The sequence below is a fragment of the Planctomycetaceae bacterium genome (assembly GCA_021371795.1).
Lineage (GTDB): Bacteria > Planctomycetota > Phycisphaerae > Sedimentisphaerales > UBA12454 > UBA12454.
On the sequence record JAJFVK010000027.1, the window covers coordinates 1 to 25,177 of the forward strand.

Sequence of the window (25,177 nt, forward strand, 5' to 3'; positions counted from 1 at the left end):
TAGTCGTCCCTGAAAAATAATTTAACATTTTTACAAATAAGGACTTGCAAAATAAAATACTCGCGCTAAATTCAGGATAATACTTGTATTTATCAATTACCTTGCAAAATACGGAGCGTTTTATGCGGCCAAAGCACAAGATTTCACAGGCATTTTTGTTTACCTCAAAACTTCAACAGATACTTAACGACCAGCATCCTTTGTATAAGCTGGCATCGAGCATCGACTGGCAGACCATCGACAAACAACTGGCCTGCTGTTACAGCGAAGATATGGGACGGCCGGCCAATGCTACACGCTTGATGGTTGGGCTGCATTATCTCAAGCACACATACAACGAATCAGATGAATCCGTTATAGAACGATGGGTTGAGAATCCTTACTGGCAGTATTTCTGCGGATATGAGTACATGCAGCATCAATTTCCAATTCATCCGACAAGCATGGTTAAGTGGCGTCATCGCGTCGGTGCCGAAAGAATGGAAATTATGCTAAAAGAAACCTTATCAACAGCCATACGTGAAAAACAAATCAAACAAACAGATGCGTCCAAAATAATCGTTGATACCACTGTGCAGGAAAAAGCCATAGCTCATCCCACAGATGCAAGACTGTATCTCAAATCTATTTGCCGGTTAATAAAGCTTGCCAGGCAGAGAAATATCGACCTTCGCCAAAGTTATATTCGTGTCTCGAAAAGAGCGTTTTTCAGTCAAGGTCAATATGCTCGTGCAGGCCAATATAAACGTGCTGCCAAACAAACTAAGAAGCTCAAAACCTATCTGGGAAGGCTGATACGCGATATTATACGCAAGGCTGCCAATCCTGACCGGGAACTTGCATTGATGCTTGAACGCACATCCAAGATACATTCACAAAAACGGGACGACAGAGGCAAGTTGTACAGCCTTGATGCTCCGGAAGTTGAATGCATCAGTAAAGGCAAGGCCCATAGGCGTTATGAGTTTGGCTGTAAGGTTAGTTTTTCTATTACTCATAAGAATAACTGGATAACCTCGGCAGCGGCATTGCACGGCAATCCTTATGATGGGCATACATTATCAGCAACGGTAGCACGTTCGGAATCTAATACACAGGTCAAAGCGGCAGAGGTTTATGTTGACCGTGGCTATCGCGGACATGACTATGCCGGGTTGGCGAATGTTTTTAAACAGGATGGCAAACTCAAGCAGTTGACACAAGCGATCAAAAAGAAATTAAAGCGTCGCAGTGCGATAGAGCCGACTATAGGTCATGTGAAAAGCGACAACAGAATGGATAGAAATTATTTGAAAGGTACAGCCGGCGATATGATAAATGCGATATTGGCGGCAGCGGGGTATAATATGCGGAAGTTATTAACCGCATTTTTGTCTGCGCTGCTGAAAATTTATGAGATTTTTGTAAGATTGGCGGTGCACAAAGCCAAAGTATCCGTAACATAGGACGCGACTTTGCAATTAAAACCCACTTTTTCAGGGACGACTAATTACTATCATAAAAGAACGGTACATTGTGAAAAGACATCGTTTTTTGCAACCTTTTATACATTTTAATATTAGCGATATCAAAAAGATAAAAGCATTTACATTCTTCAAACTAAAGGAATATAAAATTAGCGTGATTTTTAATTAACTTTTGTTTATTTTAGGATCTGAATTTTATGTTGCCCTTAAAAGTGCCCTAAAAATGGGTATCAAGACAGTAAAAAATCGTGCTGAGATAGTAAAGAAACGAGAGACTCTAAATCTTTGTTTTTATTTGAGTTAAGTGTTAAATATAGGTTTTTCATAACGTTACAAAAAGTGGCCAGATTGATCTCGCCCTCTCCGTTTTTTATTAAATCAAATATCTGATACAAAATTCAGACGCTCTTATATCATTAAGGTAAAATCGCTATTTAGACCGATAATAGTATTAATACTAAACTGGAAAATGGTTTTAAATGGCAGATTTTAAAAATATATCAGAATGTCTGAACAACATAACGACCGCTTTTGATGCCGGTCAGCTCGACAAAGCGACTGAAATCATTTCGCACATACTCACAAATATATCTGACTTATCGCCAAACGACCATTCGAAGATATTAGCATATCTGCATTATTTGCCGGGAATCAGTCGGCAGACAATTTTCGATGAGCATGTAAAATGGGCAAAGTTTCACGCACCAATCGAAAAAATGCAAATTTCGCACGAAAATATTCCAGACCCTGGACGCAGGTTAAAAATAGGCTATATTTCACCTGATTTTCGTATGCATGCGGCGGCGTTTTTTGCCGGCTCGCTCATATATGGCCATAACCGCCAAAATGTCGAGGTTTACGGATATGGTAATGTAGCGAAAATCGACCCCACAAACGAATACCTCAAGGGCAAATTCGACCACTACCGAAATATCTACGGCCTTGACATCGAATCACTCATAACGCTTATAAAGGATGACGGCATTGATATTTTGGTCGAGTTGACAGGGCATAACGCCGGCGGAAGTCTGCCCTCCCTTGCGTACAAGCCGGCTCCAATTCAGGTTTCATATTTAGGTTATCCCGGCACAACAGGTATGTCGCAAATCGATTACAGGATGATTGACAATTTTGTTACACCTCCTGAATCGCAGCAATACTACACAGAAGAGCTGGTTTATCTTCCGCATCCGTTTTGCAGTTTTAACGGCACGGATTTGCCGCTGACCGCTCTGCCGGCCGAAAAGGACGGATTTATTACGTTCGGTTCGTTTGTTGACAATTTAAAAATAAATCCAGAAGTTGTTTCGCTCTGGTCGGAAATTTTAAAAATACAGAGCAACTCTCGTTTATTGTTGAGATTCGCAAAAGGCGATAATCCTGAAATCAGAGAATTTTATTTTAGTCAATTTGAAAAATACGGCATCGAACGCAGCAGAATCGAAATCGGCGGAATGCTTGAATACATCGAGAACTTAAAACAATATCAGCGAATCGATATTGCGCTCGACACGTTTCCATTTAACGGCCATGCAACAACGTGCGAAGCGTTATGGATGGGAGTGCCGGTAATTTCGCTGACCGGCGAGACATTCGCGTCAAGACTCGGCTTGTGTATGCTCAAGGCTGTCGGGCTTGAACTTTTCGCGGCTCAAACAAAAGATGAATATATCAAAAAAGCCATTTCGCTTGCGCAAAATATTTCCTCACTTGCGAAGATTCGCGCATCAACACGCTCAAAAATGCAGGCGGGAAATATAGGCCGACCAAAAGCGTTCGCCGCCGGCGTAGAAGACGCCTATCGTAAAATGTGGCAAAAGTGGTGTTTAAAGCAAAAACAAAGCGGTCATACAATAAAGTCTAAAATTATGGAAGAGCCAAAAAAAACTGAAGTTGTCGTGGAATCGAAAGCCAAACGCGGAATTTTGTATATGATTTGGGGCGAAGACGCAAAGCATCACGCGACGCTTCAGCGTTCGATTGATTCTGTAAAGCAGTATCATCCCGAACTGCCGATTCACGTTGAAAAACTTTCGGACGGCGGAAAAATAAATAAAACAAGAATCTGCAATATAACGCCATTTGACGAAACCGTTTTTCTTGACAACGATACTGTTGTGATGGGCAGACTTGATTTCGGATTTGAAAAAGCAAAGAAGCACGGCATGGCCTGCGTAATTAATGAAAACCCATGGGCCAGAAGATACAGCGATAAAAAGCTTTCCGGCGATATGGTCGAATACAACAGCGGAGTGCTGTTCTACACCAAACAGGCAAAACCTGTTTTTGACACGTGGAATAAAATTTTTCCAACAACAGACGCCTCAATTTACCATATAAAGGATGGCAAAACCTGTATGATGCCAGTAGCCGATCAGGGCAGTTTCGCACTGGCGTTTCATGAAACCGGGTTTCTGCCATTTGTACTGCCTATTAACTGGAATTTCCGCGCTGAATATTATCGATGCTTCTACGGCCCTGTTAAAATTTGGCACTCTTACCTCGAAGTCCCTCCTGCTATATACGAATGGAATAAAAACCAAACCGCTGAAAACGCAATAATACAGTTTTTAACACTAAATTTTGGCAATTCAAAAACTTAACGATTTAACAGTTTTACACGTACAAAACTGTAATTTTTATTCATTAATTTATGCGTTTTTTTTATTATTTTTCTGGATATTATGAAATCAATTCCTATACTGTCATTTCTACATTAAATTGGACTTAAAAATGGAACTGATAAGACAGATAAAAGAAGCTGAAACTACGGCAAAAAAAATGGTCGAAGATGCACATAAAAACGCAGCTTTCAGTATTGAGAATGCAGGCCGACAGAGAACCGAGAGATTAAGCCAGGCATCGCAGAATCGCAGACAAAAAATTGAAAATGCGCAGACCGAAGGACAAAAACAAGGCCTTGCCGAAACTGAACAGTTGAAAGCAAAATCCACCCAGGCACAGCAGCAGCTCGAACAGAAAGCTAATACAAAGATAGAAGCTGCCGTAAGTACAGTTATCGATTTTATAAAGAAGCATTAATTTATAGTTTAGTTTTCACAAAGATATACAATGTCCATATCTCAAATGAAAAAAATCCTGATTGCCAGCTATAAAGACCAGGCCGGCAAACTGCTGGAAGCGATTCAGCAGCATGGCATAATGGAATTACTCGATTCCGGGCGGTCGGTCGTTGCCAAAGAATGGCCGGAGTTGGAGAGCGTTTGGGAAAGGCCTCGTCAAATTGAAGAGAAATTAGATAAGCTGGAAAGAGCTATCGCGTTTCTTAAAGAGTATGCCGAGAAAAAAGGCGGACTGGTTGCGGCATTAGCGCCGAAGACCGTAATCGAGCGAAAAATGTTTTCCGGCGTGGTTTCAGGAGGCGAAGCCAATAAAAAACTCGAAGACGCTCTGAATATCGAAAAGAAAATCGAAACTCTTTCGACAGAAGCAGAAAATATTGCGGCGCAGATTCAATCTCTGCTTCCGTGGGAAAATATGCAGACACCCGTCGAGGAAATCGACAGCCTTGACAAAGCAACAGTTTTGGCAGGCTTTCTTTCAGAGAAAAATTATAATGAAACACTGACAAATTTGTCAAAACTTGCTGTTTTCGAGAAAATAAGCCAAACAGGCAGTACGGTTGCGTTTTACGCAATTGCTTTCAATGAAAACACACAGGAAGTACAAAAATTTCTGCGGAATCTGGAATTCGAAGCAGCAAATTTCACCGGCCTTAAAGGCACGGCAAACGAACTTATTAAAAACTTCAACGCGAAGCTGGCGGAAATACAAAACGAACTCGTGCAAGCACGCAAAGACGCAAAAGAAATCAGCGGCAGTCTGCTCGATTTAGAAATAATGGCGGATTACTACCGCAACGCTTTGAGCAAACACAAAGCACAAATGACTTCGCCGCAAAGCGAAAAAGTTTTTCTGTTCGAGGGATGGGTAAAGAAAAAAGATTTTGCGGAACTGAAAAAAATCGTTAGCAGGTTCGACGCATCAAGCATAACAGAAATACCTGTCAGAAAAGACGAAGACGTTCCGGTCGAGATAGACAATCCGAAATTCCTCAAGCCTTTTGAAACAGTAACTCGTCTTTATGGAATGCCTCAATCGACAAGCGTTGACCCAACGGCATTTCTTGCGCCGTTCTTCGCAATATTTCTGGGCTTATGCATGTCGGATGTCGGATACGGGTTGATTCTGGCAGTCATTTTCTGGTGGCTCGGAAAAAAATTACAGGCATGCAAACAGGCTATAATGCTCTTCTTTATTTGCAGCTTTACAACGATTCTTGCCGGCCTTATTACCGGTAGCTGGTTTGCAGACACTATTACATCTCTGATACCACAAGACACAAAAGTATTTACGGTTCTTAACGGCATAAAAGACAAGTTCCTGCTCATCGACCCGATTGCACAGCCGATTAATTTTATCATACTTACTTTGGCAATCGGATATTTTCAGATGATGTTCGGCTTCTGTATCGCAATGGTTCGCAATCTTTTGCAGAAAAATTTTGTCGCTGCGATTTGCGACCAGTTAGTGTGGCTGGTGTTCTTCAATAATTTCCTTGTTATTGGAATAATCAAATTCGGAAAACTTCCCGCTTCGCTGATGCCGGTGAGCGTTGCAGTCGCGATTATCTGTGCGATTACGATTTTGCTTTTCGCGGTTCGTGAAGGCTCGTGGGGTTCAAGAATAGGAATGGGCGCATTTCAGTTATTCAGCGCGGTGTTCTTTGTCGGCGATACATTAAGCTATTGTCGTTTGATGGCACTGGCAATGGTTGGCGCAGGTTTCGGGATGGCAATTAACGTTTTAGTTAAAATGCTGATGGATGTTCCTTATGTCGGATTTATCGCAGGCGCGATTCTGTTTGTCGTCGGACATACATTCAATATCGCTCTTTCGCTATTGGGCGCGTTTGTGCATTCAATGCGTCTTCAGTTTATCGAATTCTTCCCGAAATTCTTTTCCGGCGGCGGAACAGATTTCAGGCCTTTAACAAAAGAATACAAACATATTATGATTAAAGAATAGAAAGACACGGATTTACACGGTAATTAAAAACTTTTTTTGAAAGTGAGGTAATAGCAATGCTCGAAAATTTAGGATTAACTTATGCAATAGCCGGCGCGGCTATCGCGACATTTGTCGCAGGTATCGGATCATCGGTAGGTCTTGCCATAGCATCAAAAGCAGCCGACGGCGTATTGAGTGAAAAGCCGGAACGTTACGGTTCATTGATGCTGATGGTGCTTCTGCCAAGTACGCAGGGTATTTATGGTTTCGTTATCGCGATTATGGTGATGGTGAAACTGAAAATCATCGGCGGTACTCCTGTTGATGTTACCGTGATGCAGGGACTTGAAATACTTGGCGCATGTCTGCCGGTTGCTGTTGCAGGATGTATAAGCGGTATTCAGCAGGGTAAAGCAGGCGCAGCAGGTATCATTATGACTGCTAAAAGACCGGAAATGGCTGTTAAGGCCGGCGTTCTGTATGCAGCGATGATTGAGTTCTACGCGATTCTTGGTTTCTTGATTTCACTGCTGCTTGTACTGGGTATCAAAACAGCGGCATAATTTTTTGTCGGATAATTTTATGGATGCTAATCAGGTTGTAGAAAAGATTCTGAACGAGGCAAAGGCATCGGCTGATAAAATCAAGGCCGAGGCTGATGCGAAATTAAACGCCGCCAACGCCGTGAATGCACAGGAGCTTTCCGCTTATGAGCAGGAAACGCAGCGGCTTTGCGAAAAAGCGACAGCCGAGAGCAAAGAACGCATTCTGGCCGGCGCTCGAATGGCGGCTTCACGTCAGGAAACGGAAACAAAAAGAGCATTGCTTAATAAGGTCATTGAAAAAACCGCCGAGAAAATCAAAGCGATGAACGACGCGGAATATCTCGACCTGATGGAAGGTTTGATTATCGCATCCGTAAAGACCGGCAGCGAAGAATTAGTAATCGGCAAAAATGAAAAACGAATCAACGACGATTTCGTTCGCAGAATAAATCAAAAGCTCGGCGAAAAAGGCAAATTACAAATGGCAGGCGAAAAAATCGACATCGAGGCAGGCTTTATTTTAAGACAGGGCAAAAGACGAATCAACGCGTCTCTCGATGTTATGCTGAAAGTAGCCTCGCAGGAACTTGAAGGCAAACTTTCTGAAATATTATTCGGATAACAATGGCAATAGAAACTGAACAACCACGTTTTGATTTTAACACATATCCATCAATCGATGATACTGATTGGGGTTATGTTCAGGCTGTCGCGCAAATACGAGCGATGGAAGATAGTTTGTTCAGCAAACAATTTTTCACGGAACTTGCCAACGCAAAGGATTTCAAGGGACTTTGTGATATGCTCGCAGGCACGGACTACGCTGTTACGCCGGCGATGACAGAAGAAGAAATTGAACAACTGCTTACAAGCCGTAGAATAGAAGTACGAAAATTATTCGCACAGCTAATCGACAACGATGATATTCTGTCGCTTCTTCGGGCAAGAATAGATTTCGCAAATATGAGACTGGCGATAAGAAGGCTTGTAACGGAAAAACCACTCGGCACAGATTATCAGCCGCAGGGCAACGTTGAGCCTGACCAGTTCGAGCTGGCGTTTGAGCAGGAAGATTACAGCGGACTCCCCGCATTTTTGCAGGACGATGTCGAATCGGCTGTTCTGGGATATTATAAAAATAAAAACGTCAGGGACATAGATTTTGAAATAGATAAAGCTGAAGCGGAATTCAGATTAAGCACCGCTGAAAAAAGCAATAATATATTTATGATTGAATTGGTCAGAATGCAAATCGACCTGACCAATATCAAAACAATGATGCGGCAGAAATTTCGCAATATAGACGAACGCGACGCATTTTTAGCTGGCGGATATATCGAAAAATCAAGACTCGTGCAGTGTCTGGATACAGGATATGAAGCACTGGCGGGACATTTTTCCGCAACGCCCTACTATCATATTATCGAAAGCGGTGCGGCTTATCTTCAAAAAGAAAAATCATTTATGAAACTTGAAGCAGCGTGCGATGAACATATTCTCGGATTTCTGAAGACCACGCGGTATATTCCCGCGGGTATCAGCCCGATTGTCGCGTATCTGCTTTTCAGGGAACATGAAATAAGAATGGTTCGGCTCGTAACGGCCGCCAATAAAGCGTTAATTAAAACTGATACAGTGCTTGACAGGATAGTTGTGTAATTATGCAGGGTAAAGTCGCAATTTTTGGAAACGCCGATTTTGTAATGCCTTTTTCTGCGCTTGGTGTGGATTGTCATTCGGTAAATAACAACGCCGAAGAAATCAAAGCCAAAGCGGAAAAAATCGTCGCGGAAAAATATTCTCTGATAATCGTAGCGGAGAATATCGCGCCTGCGGCCAACGAAGTTCTCGGTAAATTCATCTCCAAAGCAACGCCCTGCGTGCTGGTTGTGCCTTTCACAACTGAATCGAAAGGCTTCGCTGCCGAGGGTCTGTCAAGACTGTTAAAACTGGCTACAGGAATCAATATTTTGAAAAATGTTACAGGATAAATGTATGACTGAAAGAACAGGAACAATTGTCAAAGTCGCAGGCCCGGTCGTTATGGCCAAAGGTATGCTCGGCTCAAGAATGTACGATGTCGTACGAGTCAGCAAACATAACCTTATCGGCGAAATCGTCGAGCTTAAAAACGACACTGCGAGTATTCAGGTTTACGAAGACACAATCAGCGTAGGCCCCGGTGAACCAGTCGTCGATACCGGTGCACCGTTGAGCGTTGAACTCGGACCAGGCCTGATCGAAAGCATTTATGACGGTATTCAAAGACCGCTCAATGAACTTTATAAGGAACAAGGCAGCTATATTCTTCGCGGCAGTCAGCTTCCCGGCCTTAACAGAAGCAAAAAATGGCACTTCAAACCTGCAATCTCAAATGGCTCACAGGTCAGCGGCGGCGATGTAATCGGCACCGTTCAGGAAACGCCTATCCTTCTGCATAAAATTATGGTTCCTCTGAAAGTAAGCGGAAAAATCGACGGCCTTGCCGAAGGTGATTTCACTGTCGTTGACAAAATCGCAACGATAACAGCTTCCAATGGCAACAAAGTTGAAGTTACAATGATGCAGAAATGGCCTGTCCGTCTGGGCAGAACAGTAAAACAAAGACTTGCGCCTGATACAATTCTCAAAACAGGTCAGCGCGTTATCGATACATTCTTCCCCATCGCAAAAGGCGGTACCGCCTGCGTGCCGGGGCCGTTCGGTTCGGGCAAAACAGTCGTTCAGCATCAGCTCGCAAAGTGGGTCGATGCGGACGTTGTTGTTTACGTAGGCTGCGGCGAACGCGGAAACGAAATGACCGATGTGTTGATGGAATTCCCGGAATTGAAAGACCCAAGAAGCGGACATCCTTTGATGAAACGCTCGGTTCTTATCGCCAACACATCCGATATGCCCGTAGCGGCAAGAGAAGCCTCGGTTTATACCGGTATCACAATCGCAGAATATTTCCGCGATATGGGCTACAGCGTTGCGTTGATGGCCGACTCGACAAGCCGATGGGCGGAAGCTATGCGTGAAATTTCGACACGACTCGAAGAAATGCCCGCCGAAGAAGGTTATCCGGCATATCTTGGTGCAAGAATCGCGTCGTTCTATGAACGAGCAGGCAGCATCGAATGTCTTGGTGCTCCTGAACGTCAGGGCGCTGTATCGATTATCGGTGCGGTAAGTCCGCCGGGCGGCGATTTGTCCGACTCGGTTGTTCAGGCAACACTACACGTAGTTAAAGTGTTCTGGTCGTTGATGGGCAAACTCGCGTATCAGAGACACTTCCCCGCTATCGACTGGCTGACAAGCTATTCGTTCTATAAACAATATCTGCCAAGCTGCTTTGCGGACAAAGATAAAGGCGCTGAAATGGTACAACTTACGCAGGAAGCGATGAGCCTTTTGGAACAGGAATCAGAACTTGCTGAAATCGTAAGGCTTGTCGGTTCAGACTCTATCAGTCCGGCAGACAGAATGGTTCTCCAGACATCAAAGAGTATTCGAGAAGATTATCTGCATCAGAACGCTTTCCACGAAGTCGATACATATACATCGATGGATAAGCAATACGAAATGCTTAAGGATATTCTGCACTTCCACAAGAAAGGTCTTGAGGCAATCGCACAGGGCGTTGATACAGAAGATATTTTCAAAATAGCCGCACGCCACGACATCGCCCAGGCAAAATATCAGCCGGAAGCACAAATGGACGCGATTATAAAAATCAGAGAAACAATAAACGAACAATTCAACGCTCAATCTACAGGAGCAAAAAATGCTTAAAGAATACCAGACGGTAAGCAGTATAAGCGGCCCTTTGGTGCTGGTCGAACAGGTTGACGAAGCACGTTACGGCGAAATAGTGGAAATTGAAATCGGCGACGGCTCAATTCGTCACGGCCAAATACTTCAAGTTGAAAATGACAAAGTGCTCGTGCAGATTTTCGAAGGCACAGAAGGCATCGACGTCAGCACCGCGACAGTAAGAATGCTCGGCAGACCGCAGGAACTTGCGGTTTCTATGGATATTCTCGGCAGAGTTTTCAACGGTATCGGCGCCCCAAAAGACGGCGGCCCGGAAATCATCGCTGAAAAACGTCTGAATATCAACGGTAACCCGATTAATCCTTATGCTCGTGATTATCCAAACGAATTTATTCAGACTGGTATTTCTACAATCGACGGTCTTAACCCGCTCGTCCGCGGCCAAAAGCTCCCGATTTTCAGCGGTTCAGGTTTGCCGCATGATGATTTAACCGCACAGCTCGCAAGACAGGCGACAGTTCTCGGCAAAGGCGAACAATTCGCAGTAGTTTTCGGCGCAATGGGCATCACTTTCGAAGCGGCACAGTTCTTCATCAATGATTTGAAGAAAACCGGCGCGATTGAAAGAGCTGTTATGTTCATCAACCTCGCTAACGACCCTGCTATCGAAAGAATCGCAACACCGCGCGTTGCTTTGACAGCGGCTGAATATTTAGCGTTCGAAAAAGATATGCACGTTTTGGTTATCCTTAACGATATGACGAATTATTGCGAAGCCCTTCGCCAGATTAGCGCCGCACGAAAAGAAGTGCCCGGCAGAAGAGGCTATCCCGGTTATCTTTATACCGACCTTGCGACGATTTATGAACGTGCGGGCAGAATTAAAAATAAAAAAGGTTCGATTACAATGGTGCCGGTGCTGACAATGCCGGAAGACGATAAGACGCACCCAGTGCCGGACTTGACGGGTTATATTACAGAAGGCCAAATTATTCTTTCACGTTCGCTTAACCGCAAGGGCATTGCTCCGCCGGTTGATGCGCTGCCGAGTCTTTCAAGATTGAAAGATAAAGGTATCGGCAAGAACAAGACACGTGAAGACCATGCCGATTTGTATAACCAGCTTTACGCAGCTTATGCACGCGGTAAGGAATGTCAGGAGCTTGCGACGATTCTCGGCGAAGCCGCCCTGTCGGACGAAGACAGAAAGTATATGACTTACGCCAACGAATTCGAAAAGCAGTATATTTCGCAGGGCTATTACGAAAACAGAACGATTGAGCAGACACTCAATCTCGGCTGGCAGCTTTTGAGTATGTTCGAAGATACGGAACTCAAACGTATTCGTCTGGAATATATTAAAAAGTATATGCCGCAGTTTAGAAAGAAATAGAATCAGGAAGAAATAAAAATGCAGGCAGTTACAAGTGCGACAAGAATGGAATTGTTATCTCTCCGCAGACGCGTTTTGCTGGCGGCCAGAGGACATAAACTGCTTAGCCAGAAAAGAGATGAAATTTCCCGTCAGTTGATACAAATCTCCAAAACGCTCGGCACATTGAGAGTTGAAGTTGAGAAGGAATTAATCGAGGTGTCGAGAAAGTTCATTATGGCTCGCGCAACGATGGAGCCTGAAAGTCTTAAATCGGCAATTGAAATCCCCACAAAAAAATTCAGCCTGGCGATTAACTTTGCGATGATTATGAGCGTGAAGGTTCCGAAATTTGTCAAGAAAATCGAAGGCGAAATTATCAGCTACGGCTATTCAAACACCAGCGGAGAACTTGACGTCGCTCTTAAAGGACTGGAGAATGTTTTCGATAAATTGATGGAGCTTGCCGAGAAAGAAAAACAGGCACAGCTTCTGGCCGATGAACTCCAGAAAACACGCCGAAGAGTAAACGTTCTTGAACACGTGGTTATACCTGAAATGCAGCAGATGATTCGGTTCATCTACGACAAACTCGCGGAAGCTGAACGAGACAACATCAGCAGACTTATGAAGATTGCTGAAATGATTCGGGCAGTATAATTACTTCTGCAGTGCGTATGCCAGCAGCGTTCTTGCGACATCATTTAGCGATACAATTTTTTCCGCACCACCTCGCTCGGCGGCTTCTTTCGGCATTCCATACACAACACAGGATGCTTCATCCTGCGCAATTGTGTGAGCGCCTGCTTTTCGCATATTCACTAATCCTGTCGCTCCGTCATCGCCCATGCCCGTTAAAATCGCGCCAATAGCGTTTGTGCCTGCGAATTTAGCAACAGAATTAAACATCAGTTCAACGCTCGGCCTTTGTCTGCAAACCTGCGGGCCGTCTTTAACAGCAACGTAATAGTTCGCACCGGATCTTTGCAGCATCATATGATAACCGCCCGGCGCTATTAATACTCTTCCCGGCACAACGTGGTCACCGTCGCGTGCTTCAGAAATTTCCATTTCACATTCACTGTTCAATCTTTCAGCGAATGAAGCGGTAAATCTTGCCGGCATGTGCTGAACAACGAGCGTGCCCGGAGAATTCGCAGGCAACGCAGACAAGACACAAGTCAAAGCCTGTACGCCGCCGGTCGATGCGCCAATCGCAAAAATTTTATTTGTTGTTTCCGACAAGCTTAATTTCTCAACCGGTGTACTGCCTGCGACGATTGCTTTCTTGTTTATTTTAGCTCTGGAGGCAATTTTAATTTTTTCAACAAGTTCATTGCAGGCGTCGCCCACACTGTATGCAGGCCCTGGTTTGCTGATAACATCTATCGCGCCGGCTTCCATAGCTTCGAGCGCCATTTTACTGCCCTTGGGCGTCAGTGAACTCAAAATAATAACCGGCATCGGATGATACTGCATTAATTTGCGAAGGAATGTGATGCCGTCCATTCTCGGCATTTCAATGTCAAGCGTAAGCACATCAGGGTCAAGCGCGATAATTTTATCACGTGCGATAAATGGATCCGGCGCAGTTCCGACAACTTCTATTCCCCTCTGCTGACCAAGATGGCTGGATAATATTTTGCGAACGATTGCCGAGTCGTCAACTATCAGAACTTTCACATCTGTTTCAAGAGAAGTCAGCATTTTTTATTCCATATTAAAGAGTTTTTTCTGAACCGCTGGATTTTACGATTATAGTCCCGTCACTAATATCCATATATAAAGTTCTCGGTGAGCACCCGCCGACGTCTTCGGAGTCAATGAACATACCGTTTTTCCATAATATTTTTCGTATAGCAAGATAATTGCGTTTTCCTATATCAAATCCTTCGGCAACAACTTTAATTCTTTGTGCGCCGCCGGCGATTTTGACTTTAATCTGATTTTTAGTCACTCCCATAGATGCCAGTTCATTCAGCAGAGCCTTCATTCCTGTATCAGCGTAAATGTATGGATTGTCTTTTGCTCTTTGCGGATTGGACGCTGAGTCCGGCAGCAGATAGTGCAGCATTCCACCAACCTGATTGTTTGAGCTGTATAAACAGACGCCTATGCACGAGCCGAGAGAATATGTTGCAAGGACACGGGACGTATCCGATGACACTTTGGCGTCAGCTATTTCCACCGTTACGGACCTCTTTAACAATTCTGAATTTGCCGTTATCATAATAATAAACCCTTCTGTTTTTTATACCTTTTCCGCAATACTGCTCAAAGCCTTACATAGCCAGTCTTTATATCTGAAAAGCATATCGGGCAGCTGCTCTTCTTTAAGTTCCTCAAAAGCAAATTCCGCCTGATGCGTCAATTCGGTGATTTCTTCGATGCCCACCATTGACGACTCTCCTTTTATTTTATGCAGAATTCGTTTTATAGTATCTGTATTTTCTTTACTTTTATTTCCTGATTCGTACGACAGTGTCGCTTTTTCCATATCGTTGAGCATGGAATTCAGCGAATCGTCATAATCACCTAAAAAATCCTTAATATCTGCCGGGAGACAAATTTCACAAGGATCTGGCAAATCGCCGTTGGTTTTTATTCCTGTAAAATCTTTTTTACTCATGGTTTTTTCACAAAAAAATTATGCGACACTAACAGGTTCAGGCGCTTTCGTTTCGTCAGTTTCTTTAACTGTCAGTCTTATCGCGACCGCATGACCATCAACATTTACAACGCTCGTATTTTCATCTGCCGTAAACGCTTTCCACTGTGACGAATCATCGCAGCTTCCGCTTTTCGGAACGGTAACGTCGAAAACATCCGCTGTCGAAGAAACAATCATCGGCAGAAACAATCCGCACGTAACGTTCGACAATTCCTTGATCGCATCGAACGCTGACTTATCATCAGGACTGTCCATTGCGCCAATATTTTCTGCAAGCATTTTGCAGAAATCTTTGCCGGCGAGTATTTCAACTGTTCCGTTGCGCATTCCGGAGAATCCTATCTCTGCTACGATTGTCTGTTCGGGTACGATCATTTCGTCATCAACCGGCATAACAGTCATAAACGCCATCGTTTCGAGCGCCTTTGACAGCGCCTCGACAGACATATTCTCTGTCTTCTGCTCGTTTGTAGTACAAACGGTCTGTATAAGCGACTTGAATTCTTCAGGTGTAAACGGCTTATGGAGATAATCTTTAACGCCCTCTGCCAAAAGCTCTCTTATACGGGCGGTCTTGGATTCAGTGGAAATAATCACAACAGGAATAGCTTTGGTATCCGGTGTACTTTTCATGTGATGCACCATTTCTACACCACTCATATGCGGCATATTCAAATCCGACAATACCAAATCCACATTCGTATGCTTGAGAATCTTCAAGGCCTCTTCGCCATTCTCGGCATCCAGGAACTCTGACACCTCCATTTGTGTCATTTCGATGACGCGTCTTACTATCTTGCGCGTCAAAGCCGAATCATCCACAATTAAAATTTTCCACGACATTGCATATCTCCCTTAAAATTAAGAATTTTTATTTCCCATTCATAAACTTTTTTCACAGCCGTCAGATCGTATTGTTACATCACCACTGTCAATATTCATATACATATTCCGCGGTGAATGCCCGCCGACGTCTTCGCCGTCGATGAACATTCCATGTTTCCACATAATTTTTCTGATGGCCAGATAGTTTCTTTTGCCTATATCGAAGCCTTTGGGGCCGGTAGCCATTTCCGCACCTCCGGCGATTTTAACCCGCATTCTTTTTGTATTCGCGCCCATAGAAGCTAATTTCCCGATTAGAAGCATCATACCGGTATCAGCAAACATAAACGGTTTCCCTTTGGCACGTTCCGGGTCAACTTTCGAATCCGGAAGCTGATAATGCAGCATTCCGCCTACCTTCACATTTGCATCATAAAGGCAAACAGCTATACACGAACCCAACGAATACGTTATCAAAACATCTTCGGTGCTGTTTGAAACTCTCGCGTCGGATACGTGTACTATGGTTTTTGTTTCTGGCATATATAATCCTAATATTTTACGGTTTCATATAAATTGTCGGCTGAACGTATTTGAATTTATGTTCAATACCCGTCAACGATTCCGAATGGCCTGTGAATAAAACTCCGCCGGAGTCAAGCAAATCCCAGTACCGATTTATTAAAACAGATTGCGTAGGCTTATCGAAGTATATCATTACGTTTCTGCAGAATATAAAATCAATAGGCCCCTTAATCGGCCAGTCTTTCATCAAATTCAAATAACTGAAAACAATCATATCCTTTAAAGTATGGCTGACTTCATATACCTTTTCGCCTTTTGTCGTATGACATACCAGATATTTTTGCTTTTGAGCAGCCGGAACAGGCGCGACTCTTTCCTCGCTGTACATTCCTTTCCTGGCCATCGCAAGTATGTTGGTGGATATATCCGTAGCAAGTATTTTAGTGTCCCATCTGCCCTGCCCCCGAAGTGCCTCATTTAACACTATCGCTATCGTATAAGGCTCTTCGCCCGAAGAGCAGCCTGCGCTCCAGGCGCGTATTTTAAAGTTTCGCTGCGCCTTTTTTCTCTCGAACATCGCTGGAAGAAATACGTTTTCCATATATTTGAAATGCTGGTCTTCACGGAAAAAACTTGTCAAATTCGTGCTGATGGAATCAATCAATATCGAAAATTCCATTCCGGTTTTATCCGAAAGAACATATTCCATATATTCCGGAAAAGTTTTGAAATTACCCGCACGAAGCCTTTTAGCAAGTCTGGCACGTACCAGCTCTTTTTTGCCGGCGTGCAGATTGATTCCGCAATGGTCATATACTATCTGACTTATTTGTTTAAAATCTTTTTCTGTCAAAACTATATCGTTTAATGTTACCGTATCCATAATTATTCTCACTCAATTAGTTTTGTGCCAGTGTCATAATTCCTGGTATATCAAGAATTAAACTTACCATTCCATCACCCATAATCGCTCCGCCGGATACGCCTGAAACTCTTCCTAATCCATCGCCGAGATTTTTAATCACTATCTGCTGCTGACCGAGCAGTTCATCGACGAGCAAACAGCACTTCTTACCTTCTTCCTCAACTATTACCACCAGCGCCTGCGTCGGGTCCTCTGTACCAGGCGATACGTTGAACAATTTATAAAGGCGAATCATCGGAATAAGCTCGCCGCGCACCATTACCATTTCACCATGTCTCTGAACGGACGAAAGACTGCTTCTTTCCGGCTTTAACGTATTGATAATCGAGTTGATTGGAATAATATAACGTTCCTGACCAACTTTTATGATTTGTCCGTCGATTATCGCAAGCGTCAACGGCAGACGAATTGTAAATATCGTTCCTTTACCAGGTGTGGATGCAATGTCGATTTTTCCTCTCAACGCCTCAACGTTCTTTTTAACGACATCCATTCCAACGCCTCGGCCTGAAATACTTGTAACTTTTTCAGCAGTGGACAGGCCTGCGTGAAATACTAATTTGAATATCTCTTCATCAGTCAACTGCTGGTTGGGATCTACAAGACCGTTATCAATTGCTTTTTTGAGAATACGTTCTTTATTGAGCCCTTTGCCGTCATCCTCAATTTCAATTACAATATTACCGGCCTGATGGAAAGCACGCAATTCGACTTTACCTGCCGGATTTTTGCCGTTCTTTATGCGTTCTTCCGCAGTCGCTTCTATACCGTGGTCAACAGAATTTCTGACCATGTGCACCAACGGGTCTGCGATTTTATCAACGATATTTCTGTCAAGCTCTGTCTCTTCGCCTCTTGTTACAAAATTTATTTTTTTCTCGGCTTTATGAGATAGATCTCGAACAAGTCTTGCCATCTTCTGAAATACGCCTTCAATAGGAACCATACGCATTGACATTGATAATTCCTGAAGTTCGCGTATGATTTTGCCCTGATGAGCAACTTTGCGATTCAATTCGTATTCGCCCACCAGTTTTGTATGCGCTTCTTCCTTAATCATTAATTGCGCTATTACCAGCTCTCCAGTCATATTGATAAGATTATCGAGACGGCCGGTGCTGACCTTGATTTTCTCATCAGATGAAGCTTCGGTTCTTCTTTCTTCTCCGCTTCGTCTTGGTACTTCGTCGCGTCTTTCAGCCTGTCCTGGAGCATTTTCCTGTTTAACCGGAGCAGCTTCTTCTTTTGCCGCTGCCGACTCTTCTTTTGCAGGTGCAGGTTCTGCCTGAACTGCCGTCTGCTCTTCTTTGACAGCAGCCGGTGCTTCTCCGCTCAAAACTGCCTCAAGTTTTTCATCTCTCTTTTCACCTTGCGGAGTTTTGAGAACCTTTTCCAGACTTTGCCCTTGCGCGAGCGCTTTCAATTTCTCAAGCAGCGCAGGCATATTTTCCTGTTTTGCCAGGGCTCTCTTTGTATCAATCGCCTCTTTAAGGTCACCAATCATTTTCTTGAGCATATCGATTGATTCAAAAATAGCGTCGGTATTCTGCCCCTCAAGTATTAAATCGCCCTTGCGCGCCAGGTCGAGTAAATTTTCCGCCGAATGCGCAAGCGAACCAATATCCAATAAATTTAAAAATCCGGCCATTCCTTTTATCGTATGAAATGAACGGAATATCATATTTAGTACTTCTTTGTCGTCAGGCTTTGATTCCAGATTGAGCAGACCCGCCTCGGCAGATTCAATGTGCTCTTTTGATTCCATAATAAAATCTGAAATCAGACCGATGTCCTCCTCGGAGAAAGCAGCCGGTTGAGCTTCAGCTTGCGGTGCAGGTGAGCTTGCGCTTTCTATCTTGCTTTCAGGTTTGGGTTCGCTCACTGTTCCCTTTTCAATCTGGTCAATCAGACCCTGAAGAATAGATATGCAGCCGGAAACCGACTCTATTGATTTAACAGCGTCGTCAGCCTGATTTTGCAGAATTTTCTGCAGAGCGTCAGAAGCCTTGATAGTCGAACCTCTTGCCTGTTCAACAATTTGAGATGAGATATCTTTTGTTTCCTCGATGCCCTTTTGAATCTCGCTGACAATAGTTTGCAGTCTGTTAAGTTCCACTGTGTCCGACGGACTTAACATATTAGTACTGCAAGCCGCCTGTTCAATCAGTTCGATTAGCTTTGTGTTATCATTCTCTTGCATATAGTTATCTCGATATATTCAAAGTGCGCATAATCAGTTACCATTATATTGCCTTGTAGGTTTTTTCGACTTTTAATGGCAGTGGGTGAATTTCGGAAAGTACCAGAATTTGTTTTTTGAGGAAAAGATGAAAAGGCGTGGAATAGTGTTTTTAGAACGTTTTACACTATTGCTGCTGCCTGCAGTGGTTTGCCGGCAGAGGAAATATTCGTATCGGTTTTGAGTAATGCCTTGAAAATATCAAATGCCGTTATCAGACCTTCAACTTTACCGCCTGCACCGGCCACAGGCAGACATCGCAGACCTGTCTGGCACATAATCTCCATAACGGCGGCAATTGAAGCCTCCGGCTTTATGGTGTGCACAGACCTTGTCATTATCCATTTAACTTTGATTTGAAGCGTAGCGTCATCCGCAGGCCTTCGCCATTTGGCAAAAACCGGTTTAAGATATACACTGACCGCCGAGGCAACATCATAAGTGGAAACAATACCTTCAGGCAGATTATCCCTGCCAATCAGCATATAACTGGTTTCAGTCTGCTGCATTTTTGCCAAGGCATCCTGAACACTGTCGTCCGGGTTGCCGAAAAGAACTTCTTTCTGCATTATATCTTTAGCGCACAACTGCAACGATGCCAAACCATCTTTGATTTGCGGCGATGATTCTACCATCTTTTGAATTGTTTCGGAAACAGGCCCTGTGGGCTGTTGTTTACTTTCTATTGATTTTTCGGCAGGAACGTCCGCGACAGGCTGTTTTGGTGTTTCTGCGGGCTTGACTTCAGCAGGAGCCAGTGTTGCGGCAGTTGCTTCAGGAGTCGGTACCGGTTCTTTTGCTTCGACAACTTGCGCAGGTTTTGCTTCAGCAGTTGTTTCAGTTTTCGGTGCTTCTTTAGCTTCAGGTTGCGGCTCTGCAGGTTTGGGTGTTTCTGCCGTCGGTACTTCTTTAACTTCCGAAGCAGGAGCAGTTTCAGCATTAACTGCTTCGGCAGGTTTTTCCTCAACAACAGGTTCAGGCGGTCTAATAAATATTGCTTCGGGGTAAAATACACCGCAATTAAATGGAGGATAATCCGCGACTGTCATTTGAAAAGAAACATATTGGAATTGTTCTGTGTCAGGAAGACCAATTTTCCCCTGCGGCTTGTCCCACGGATTTCCAATAAATGTTCCTGCCTGCAGGAAATGGCCGTGCCCTTCCAGTTCTTCGCGGAATACTCTGTCCCAGCTTCCTACCAGCAGGTTTCCTGTTTCTTTAATGGTATCAGCGATTGCCTCGGCTTCTTTAGGAGTGCCCCGCTTCATATCATCAAGAACTTTTTGTTTGGGGAGCATTATGATTATGCCGGCCAGCGCAAACATTCCCGCCTGGTCGAAAACGGTATGAAATGTTCCGTTTAAAATACCTTCTGTTTTGACTAAGGTAACTGCGGAAAGTTTTTTATATTTTTGACTAAGCCCCTTTGTTGTTTCGGTAAAAATACCGGTCGTAACGCATTTCATTTCTATGCCGAACATCCCGGAAATATCGTCACAAAATGCTTCAAAAGCGTTTGTTGCCAGTTCAATGGTTTTTGATTTTGTTTCTGTTTCGGAGGCTGTCATTTAATAAACCGTTTAAGACTATTTACTTTTTTCACGATAGGTCAACAAAAACTCACAATTATATTTGTCATCAATACATACCTTGACGGACACTCTTGTAGAGTGGTCGCCTAAAGTATTTCTTAGCTCATGTCCGCTGACGACTGAAGGAATGGAGACTTCGAGAGTTCCTACCAGTTTAAGTATACGAGCTTTCAAACACCCCATCACCATATTTGCGATTTCGCCAATCGCATCGTATGTGCCGTCTTCGGTAAGTTCATCCGGCGAATCAAGCGCCAGCATATTAACTGCTACAGCCTGCGCACACGGTTTTGTACAGCATATCGCCAGACAGCCTTCGATGCCGCCCTTAAAGGTAATTGAACCCAGCAAATCCCAATTGGCGTCCTTAGGGTCCAACTCCTTGACTTCGACAAGATCCATAAAAATCATAGTACCAAATATTTCTTTGGCACTGTCTAAAAGTAAATCATTCAGACATATCTGTTCTATCATTAGGTTATCCTCACTTTCAAAAGATTGAAGATTACTGTTAATTCATAAACGGCGATAACTTCTCCTGGAACTTTTCCGGAGTAAATGGTTTTGTTATGAAACCATTTGCGCCGTCTTTAATTACACCATCAATAAGTTCCTGGGAGCTTTCTGTGGAAACCATAATTATCTTTGTGTTATCGCAGCTTTTTAATTCAGAGCGAATTTTCTTCACCATCTCAAGGCCGTTCATTTCAGGCATATTGACGTCACACAAAATCAAATCAACAGGTGAAACTTTAAGTTTTTCAATAGCTTCGGCGCCGTTTCCTGCTTCCTCGGTACGCTCAAATTCCAGGCCGGACATTCTGACAGTACGCATAATTATCTTGCGCATCGTTGCCGAATCATCCACAATCATAAGTGATTTAGCCATCTAAACATCTCCAAATAATCGATTTATGCCGTAATTACACAATTTGATCTCATATATTAGTTTTCGGTCATTTTCCAAAATACATTAAGTTAATTACGTAAATATTTAATTTATATTTACAGTAGCAACTTACCTGTACTGGCATTCTTAGTTATTGTCATTAAAGGACTTAAAACAAGCAACTTTGCTCTAAACAACCACATTTCGCGGCAAAACCATATACATCTTCAAGGTCTTACTAATCTTCTATATCTCTTTAACATAATTTTTTAGTAATTTAAGTTATGTAGTGACCGGGGAAATCTGTCGTAATTTACTTTAGAAATCAGAAAGTGGTTAAGGCCGCTGAAGAATCCGCAAGCGCTTCTAAAAAACTTAGTGCTCAAGCTGAACAGATGAATCAGATAGTACAGGATTTGGCGACACTTGTCGGCAGGAGCAGTACCAACCAAACATTTGCCGCGGAGGACAGTGGTAAAGGCCGTAAAAAGAAATTAACGGCATTAGACCATTCTATCCATCAGATAACTGAAAATGTAGAAGATACGATAGAAAACCGTTTTGCAAATTAATAAGACCGGTTGGTACTAAATGCAGATGTCGGAATTGATGAAGAGAGGAACTTCTTCTGATGTTTTTATAAAATATCTGGCGAAGTTAATCCCAAAGCAATGGCAGCTTTGGTCAGTTCTGCCGGACTACTAACATTTAATTTGCGCATAAGCAAATATCTGTGTCTTTCAATTGTTCTTATAGACCTGTGCAAAAGAGCAGCCATTTCAGAATTACTATTGCCTTCCGCAATTAATTTCAAAATCTCTTTTTCAGAATTGGTCAATGGTTTTCCAGCAAACTTATTAGCCGTTAGACTTCTATGTAAAGCCGATGTTACCAATGGAAACAAAATTTTTGTATCGACAGGCCTTTCAAGAAAATCCATAGCTCCTGATTTAAGTGCTTTGACAGCCATCGGCACATTACCATAACCTGTAACAAGCAAAACAGAAAGCCAGGGCCGCAATTGTTTAACCTCCTTTAGTAGAGCCATACCATCCATGCCCGGCATATTAACATCAGTTATTAAAAGGTGACACTCACGCTGCGGATTTTTTAAAGCTTCAAGACAGGCATAACCGCTATCAAAACATTTTACATAGCAACAGAATTTGTCTTCCAAAAAAATCCGAGCTATTCTTCTCATATCCACTTCATCATCTACAAAAAAAATACTCGCGTCTTTTATAGGTGTGTCCATATGAGAAAATAAATCCAGTTGTTAATTTCCATAGTTTTTCCCACTACATAGTCAATCTGTCATAACGGATTATATATGTTGGCATAATATCTGATTACACACAATAATCAATCAAAAATAGCTTTCGCATTTTGACTCTTTTAAAAATTTTTGCCAATCTACCCATCTTGTCTGCCTATGTGCGTAGTTTCCGCCAATTAAAATACGTAGCATCCGACATCAATTCAGCTTTTCTTTGAGTCGAAGACATTCATGTAAACAATTACTGACGTTCTTTAAAAAAACAAAACACCTAATGTTCTCCTTAATAAAAGGGAAGAATTGTGACAGATACCCTTCCCCATTCCCTATAGGGAAAGCAATACATCCGCATCGAACAAAGGAATTAAATCGTTGCCCTGTACAAGCCATTGTTTGATTAATGTGTATTGTGACGTTTATAGCAGGAAAAAAATTAATCTTGTTAACTGAAAGGAACTTGGTTATGGCTCAGAATGTAATTCAAACCGAGTCAAAAAACAAACTTAGCGATAAAGAGGGCAAGTATCTCACTTTCGCTTTAGGCTCGGAAGAATACGGTCTGGAAATCCTGAAAGTCCGTGAAATCATCGGATACATGGACATTACAGCCGTTCCTCAAACACCTTCTTATGTAAAAGGTGTCATCAACCTGCGAGGGCAGGTAATACCCGTTGTAGATTTACGGGCAAAGTTCGGAATGGAAACCGCAAAAGTTACTGATGAAACATGCATCATAGTAGTCGAAATTCACCAGGAAGGCCATAAGTTCAGCACAGGCATCGTAGTTGACCACGTGCAGGAAGTACTGGACATCGATGGTGAAAACATCGAAGAAGCACCGCAATTCGGCTCATCTGTTAATACTGATTTCATTCTCGGTATTGGTAAAGTCGGCGAATCTGTGAAAATCCTGCTGGACATAGACAAGGTGCTTGGCAGCGACGATGGCCTTGAAAGTATCGGACAAATATAACAGCAAAAGCAAAAAATGTTCTGTAAGAAGTATCCAAAATTAACGATATCCACAAATAGTATTTAGGAGACTGAAAATGTTTAAGAATATGAAACTCGCAACCAAGATGTCGATGGGATTTGGAGTTTTAGTAGCGATAGCAGGCATACTCGGTTATGTCGGCTGGATGGGTCTGACGAATTTATCAACAAGTCAGAAAATACTTGAAAAAGATAACGAGTGTCTTGCAATATTGGACATTTGTGCAAAAACCCGCAGGGATTTCACAGTCAAAAAGTTTGAAAAAGACGAAAAGACCGGCAAAACTGCCGTAGATGAGTGGTTAGAAGCCTTTGAGCAATTCACTACCGAAATAACATCTTTAGCAAACACATCAGGTTTGAGTACTGAAAATAAGGATATTGTTAATAATATCCTTAATACATCGAAAGGCTATAAGGAAACATTCGAGGGACAAGTAGAAGTTCAAAAAATGAAAGATGATGCTTTCACAGATTGGGGCAAAATCGGCGACGAAGTCGCTCGTGAAATCGCTGACGCAAAAACAAAAGTCCTTGACCCCGCAAGAAAAACTGCACAGGACGCAAAAGATGCAGATTCCATGATTAAATGGGCAAAAGTTGATGACAAACTCAATTCAGGCATTGTATCAAATTTCCTGCTTACGAGACTTCGGGCCACATATCTTTGTGCAAAAAACACTGAAGCACAATATAACAACTACGTCGCACAACTTAACGTTTGCATGCAGGTTAAAGATGAATTTGCTGAATTAGTAAGAGGCAACGGCGAACTCGAACAAGTTGCTGCTAAAATAGGCGAATATTTTGCCAAATATGAAGCAGCCGGTGCAAACTATCACAAAGGCATGGAAGCATACATCAAGGCAGATAAAGATTTGGCAGATTATGCCGTTCAAATGGTAACACTAATGAATACTCTTCAATCTAATCTGAAAAAACACATGGAGATTTTGAGCACACGTACAAATACACTTATGATTACAATGGCATTATGCGGCATAGTTCTTGGCGTAATACTTGCGTATTTCATTACCAGAAGTATCGTTCGTCCAATCGGCAAAATCATAGC

General features: G+C 42.9%; 25 protein-coding genes. 14 read left to right on the forward strand and 11 right to left on the reverse strand.

Annotated elements, in window-relative coordinates; genetic code table 11:
* Nucleotides 1–122 precede the first annotated feature (122 nt).
* The 11 genes from LLF92_12530 to LLF92_12580 all read left to right on the forward strand — a co-directional run bounded on the left by LLF92_12530 (nucleotide 123) and on the right by LLF92_12580 (nucleotide 12,830).
* Nucleotides 123–1,445, forward strand: a complete 1,323-nt coding sequence (locus LLF92_12530) for an IS5 family transposase (GenBank protein ID MCE5341930.1) — start codon at nucleotides 123–125, stop codon at nucleotides 1,443–1,445.
* 500 nt (nucleotides 1,446–1,945) lie between these two features.
* On the forward strand, nucleotides 1,946–4,069 hold the full coding sequence (locus tag LLF92_12535) for a hypothetical protein (protein ID MCE5341931.1): 2,124 nt from the start codon (nucleotides 1,946–1,948) through the stop codon (nucleotides 4,067–4,069).
* 130 nt (nucleotides 4,070–4,199) lie between these two features.
* The gene (locus LLF92_12540; protein ID MCE5341932.1) at nucleotides 4,200–4,508 is read left to right on the forward strand and encodes a hypothetical protein; all 309 of its coding nucleotides are present in this window, start codon (nucleotides 4,200–4,202) and stop codon (nucleotides 4,506–4,508) included.
* A 30-nt stretch (nucleotides 4,509–4,538) separates the two neighbouring features.
* Nucleotides 4,539–6,515, forward strand: coding sequence for a V-type ATP synthase subunit I (locus tag LLF92_12545; protein ID MCE5341933.1), 1,977 nt, complete (start codon nucleotides 4,539–4,541; stop codon nucleotides 6,513–6,515).
* Between the two features lie 56 nt (nucleotides 6,516–6,571).
* Nucleotides 6,572–7,060, forward strand: a complete 489-nt coding sequence (locus LLF92_12550; GenBank protein MCE5341934.1) for a V-type ATP synthase subunit K — start codon at nucleotides 6,572–6,574, stop codon at nucleotides 7,058–7,060.
* Between the two features lie 19 nt (nucleotides 7,061–7,079).
* Nucleotides 7,080–7,664, forward strand: a complete 585-nt coding sequence (locus LLF92_12555; GenBank protein ID MCE5341935.1) for a V-type ATP synthase subunit E — start codon at nucleotides 7,080–7,082, stop codon at nucleotides 7,662–7,664.
* Nucleotides 7,665–7,666: 2 nt separating this feature from the next.
* A complete protein-coding gene (locus LLF92_12560) occupies nucleotides 7,667–8,701 on the forward strand; it encodes a V-type ATPase subunit (protein MCE5341936.1) in 1,035 nt (344 codons plus the stop codon).
* A 2-nt stretch (nucleotides 8,702–8,703) separates the two neighbouring features.
* Nucleotides 8,704–9,033: a hypothetical protein gene (locus tag LLF92_12565; GenBank protein ID MCE5341937.1), complete on the forward strand. Its 330-nt coding sequence runs from the start codon at nucleotides 8,704–8,706 to the stop codon at nucleotides 9,031–9,033.
* A gap of 4 nt (nucleotides 9,034–9,037) precedes the next feature.
* Nucleotides 9,038–10,816, forward strand: coding sequence for a V-type ATP synthase subunit A (locus LLF92_12570; GenBank protein MCE5341938.1), 1,779 nt, complete (start codon nucleotides 9,038–9,040; stop codon nucleotides 10,814–10,816).
* Nucleotides 10,809–12,191, forward strand: a complete 1,383-nt coding sequence (locus tag LLF92_12575) for a V-type ATP synthase subunit B (GenBank protein ID MCE5341939.1) — start codon at nucleotides 10,809–10,811, stop codon at nucleotides 12,189–12,191. The genes LLF92_12570 and LLF92_12575 overlap by 8 nt, the downstream gene beginning before the upstream one ends.
* An 18-nt stretch (nucleotides 12,192–12,209) precedes the next feature.
* Nucleotides 12,210–12,830 carry a V-type ATP synthase subunit D gene (locus LLF92_12580; protein ID MCE5341940.1) on the forward strand — a complete coding sequence of 207 codons (621 nt, stop codon included), beginning with the start codon at nucleotides 12,210–12,212 and terminating at the stop codon, nucleotides 12,828–12,830.
* Here the strand turns inward: LLF92_12580 and LLF92_12585 are convergent, their stop codons facing one another.
* From LLF92_12585 to LLF92_12630, 10 genes are all read right to left on the reverse strand, one after another.
* Nucleotides 12,831–13,877: a chemotaxis response regulator protein-glutamate methylesterase gene (locus LLF92_12585; GenBank protein MCE5341941.1), complete on the reverse strand. Its 1,047-nt coding sequence runs from the start codon at nucleotides 13,875–13,877 to the stop codon at nucleotides 12,831–12,833.
* Nucleotides 13,878–13,890: 13 nt separating this feature from the next.
* A complete protein-coding gene (locus tag LLF92_12590) occupies nucleotides 13,891–14,400 on the reverse strand; it encodes a chemotaxis protein CheD (protein ID MCE5341942.1) in 510 nt (169 codons plus the stop codon).
* A 21-nt stretch (nucleotides 14,401–14,421) separates the two neighbouring features.
* Nucleotides 14,422–14,799, reverse strand: a complete 378-nt coding sequence (locus tag LLF92_12595) for an Hpt domain-containing protein (protein ID MCE5341943.1) — start codon at nucleotides 14,797–14,799, stop codon at nucleotides 14,422–14,424.
* Nucleotides 14,800–14,817: 18 nt separating this feature from the next.
* A complete protein-coding gene (locus LLF92_12600) occupies nucleotides 14,818–15,684 on the reverse strand; it encodes a response regulator (protein MCE5341944.1) in 867 nt (288 codons plus the stop codon).
* 39 nt (nucleotides 15,685–15,723) lie between these two features.
* Entirely contained in the window at nucleotides 15,724–16,209 is a 486-nt protein-coding gene (locus LLF92_12605; protein MCE5341945.1) for a chemotaxis protein CheD, read from the reverse strand.
* A gap of 16 nt (nucleotides 16,210–16,225) precedes the next feature.
* Nucleotides 16,226–17,074: a protein-glutamate O-methyltransferase gene (locus LLF92_12610; protein MCE5341946.1), complete on the reverse strand. Its 849-nt coding sequence runs from the start codon at nucleotides 17,072–17,074 to the stop codon at nucleotides 16,226–16,228.
* Nucleotides 17,075–17,090: 16 nt separating this feature from the next.
* Nucleotides 17,091–19,316 carry a chemotaxis protein CheA gene (locus LLF92_12615; protein ID MCE5341947.1) on the reverse strand — a complete coding sequence of 742 codons (2,226 nt, stop codon included), beginning with the start codon at nucleotides 19,314–19,316 and terminating at the stop codon, nucleotides 17,091–17,093.
* Between the two features lie 161 nt (nucleotides 19,317–19,477).
* Complete coding sequence (locus tag LLF92_12620; protein ID MCE5341948.1) at nucleotides 19,478–20,923, reverse strand: CBS domain-containing protein; 1,446 nt, start codon at nucleotides 20,921–20,923, stop codon at nucleotides 19,478–19,480.
* Nucleotides 20,924–20,941: 18 nt separating this feature from the next.
* Nucleotides 20,942–21,421: a chemotaxis protein CheX gene (locus LLF92_12625; GenBank protein ID MCE5341949.1), complete on the reverse strand. Its 480-nt coding sequence runs from the start codon at nucleotides 21,419–21,421 to the stop codon at nucleotides 20,942–20,944.
* Between the two features lie 37 nt (nucleotides 21,422–21,458).
* Complete coding sequence (locus LLF92_12630) at nucleotides 21,459–21,836, reverse strand: response regulator (protein ID MCE5341950.1); 378 nt, start codon at nucleotides 21,834–21,836, stop codon at nucleotides 21,459–21,461.
* A gap of 332 nt (nucleotides 21,837–22,168) precedes the next feature.
* On the opposite strand from LLF92_12630, the gene LLF92_12635 reads away from it, so the two are divergent.
* Nucleotides 22,169–22,408 (forward strand): hypothetical protein, encoded by a 240-nt coding sequence (locus tag LLF92_12635; protein ID MCE5341951.1) that lies wholly within the window; start codon nucleotides 22,169–22,171, stop codon nucleotides 22,406–22,408.
* A 65-nt stretch (nucleotides 22,409–22,473) separates the two neighbouring features.
* Here LLF92_12635 and LLF92_12640 read toward each other — a convergent pair whose 3' ends face one another.
* Nucleotides 22,474–23,091, reverse strand: coding sequence for a response regulator (locus LLF92_12640; GenBank protein MCE5341952.1), 618 nt, complete (start codon nucleotides 23,089–23,091; stop codon nucleotides 22,474–22,476).
* 484 nt (nucleotides 23,092–23,575) lie between these two features.
* On the opposite strand from LLF92_12640, the gene LLF92_12645 reads away from it, so the two are divergent.
* Nucleotides 23,576–24,085, forward strand: a complete 510-nt coding sequence (locus LLF92_12645; protein ID MCE5341953.1) for a chemotaxis protein CheW — start codon at nucleotides 23,576–23,578, stop codon at nucleotides 24,083–24,085.
* A 76-nt stretch (nucleotides 24,086–24,161) separates the two neighbouring features.
* A partial coding sequence (locus tag LLF92_12650) for a hypothetical protein (protein MCE5341954.1) occupies nucleotides 24,162–25,177 on the forward strand: 1,016 nt, incomplete at its 3' end.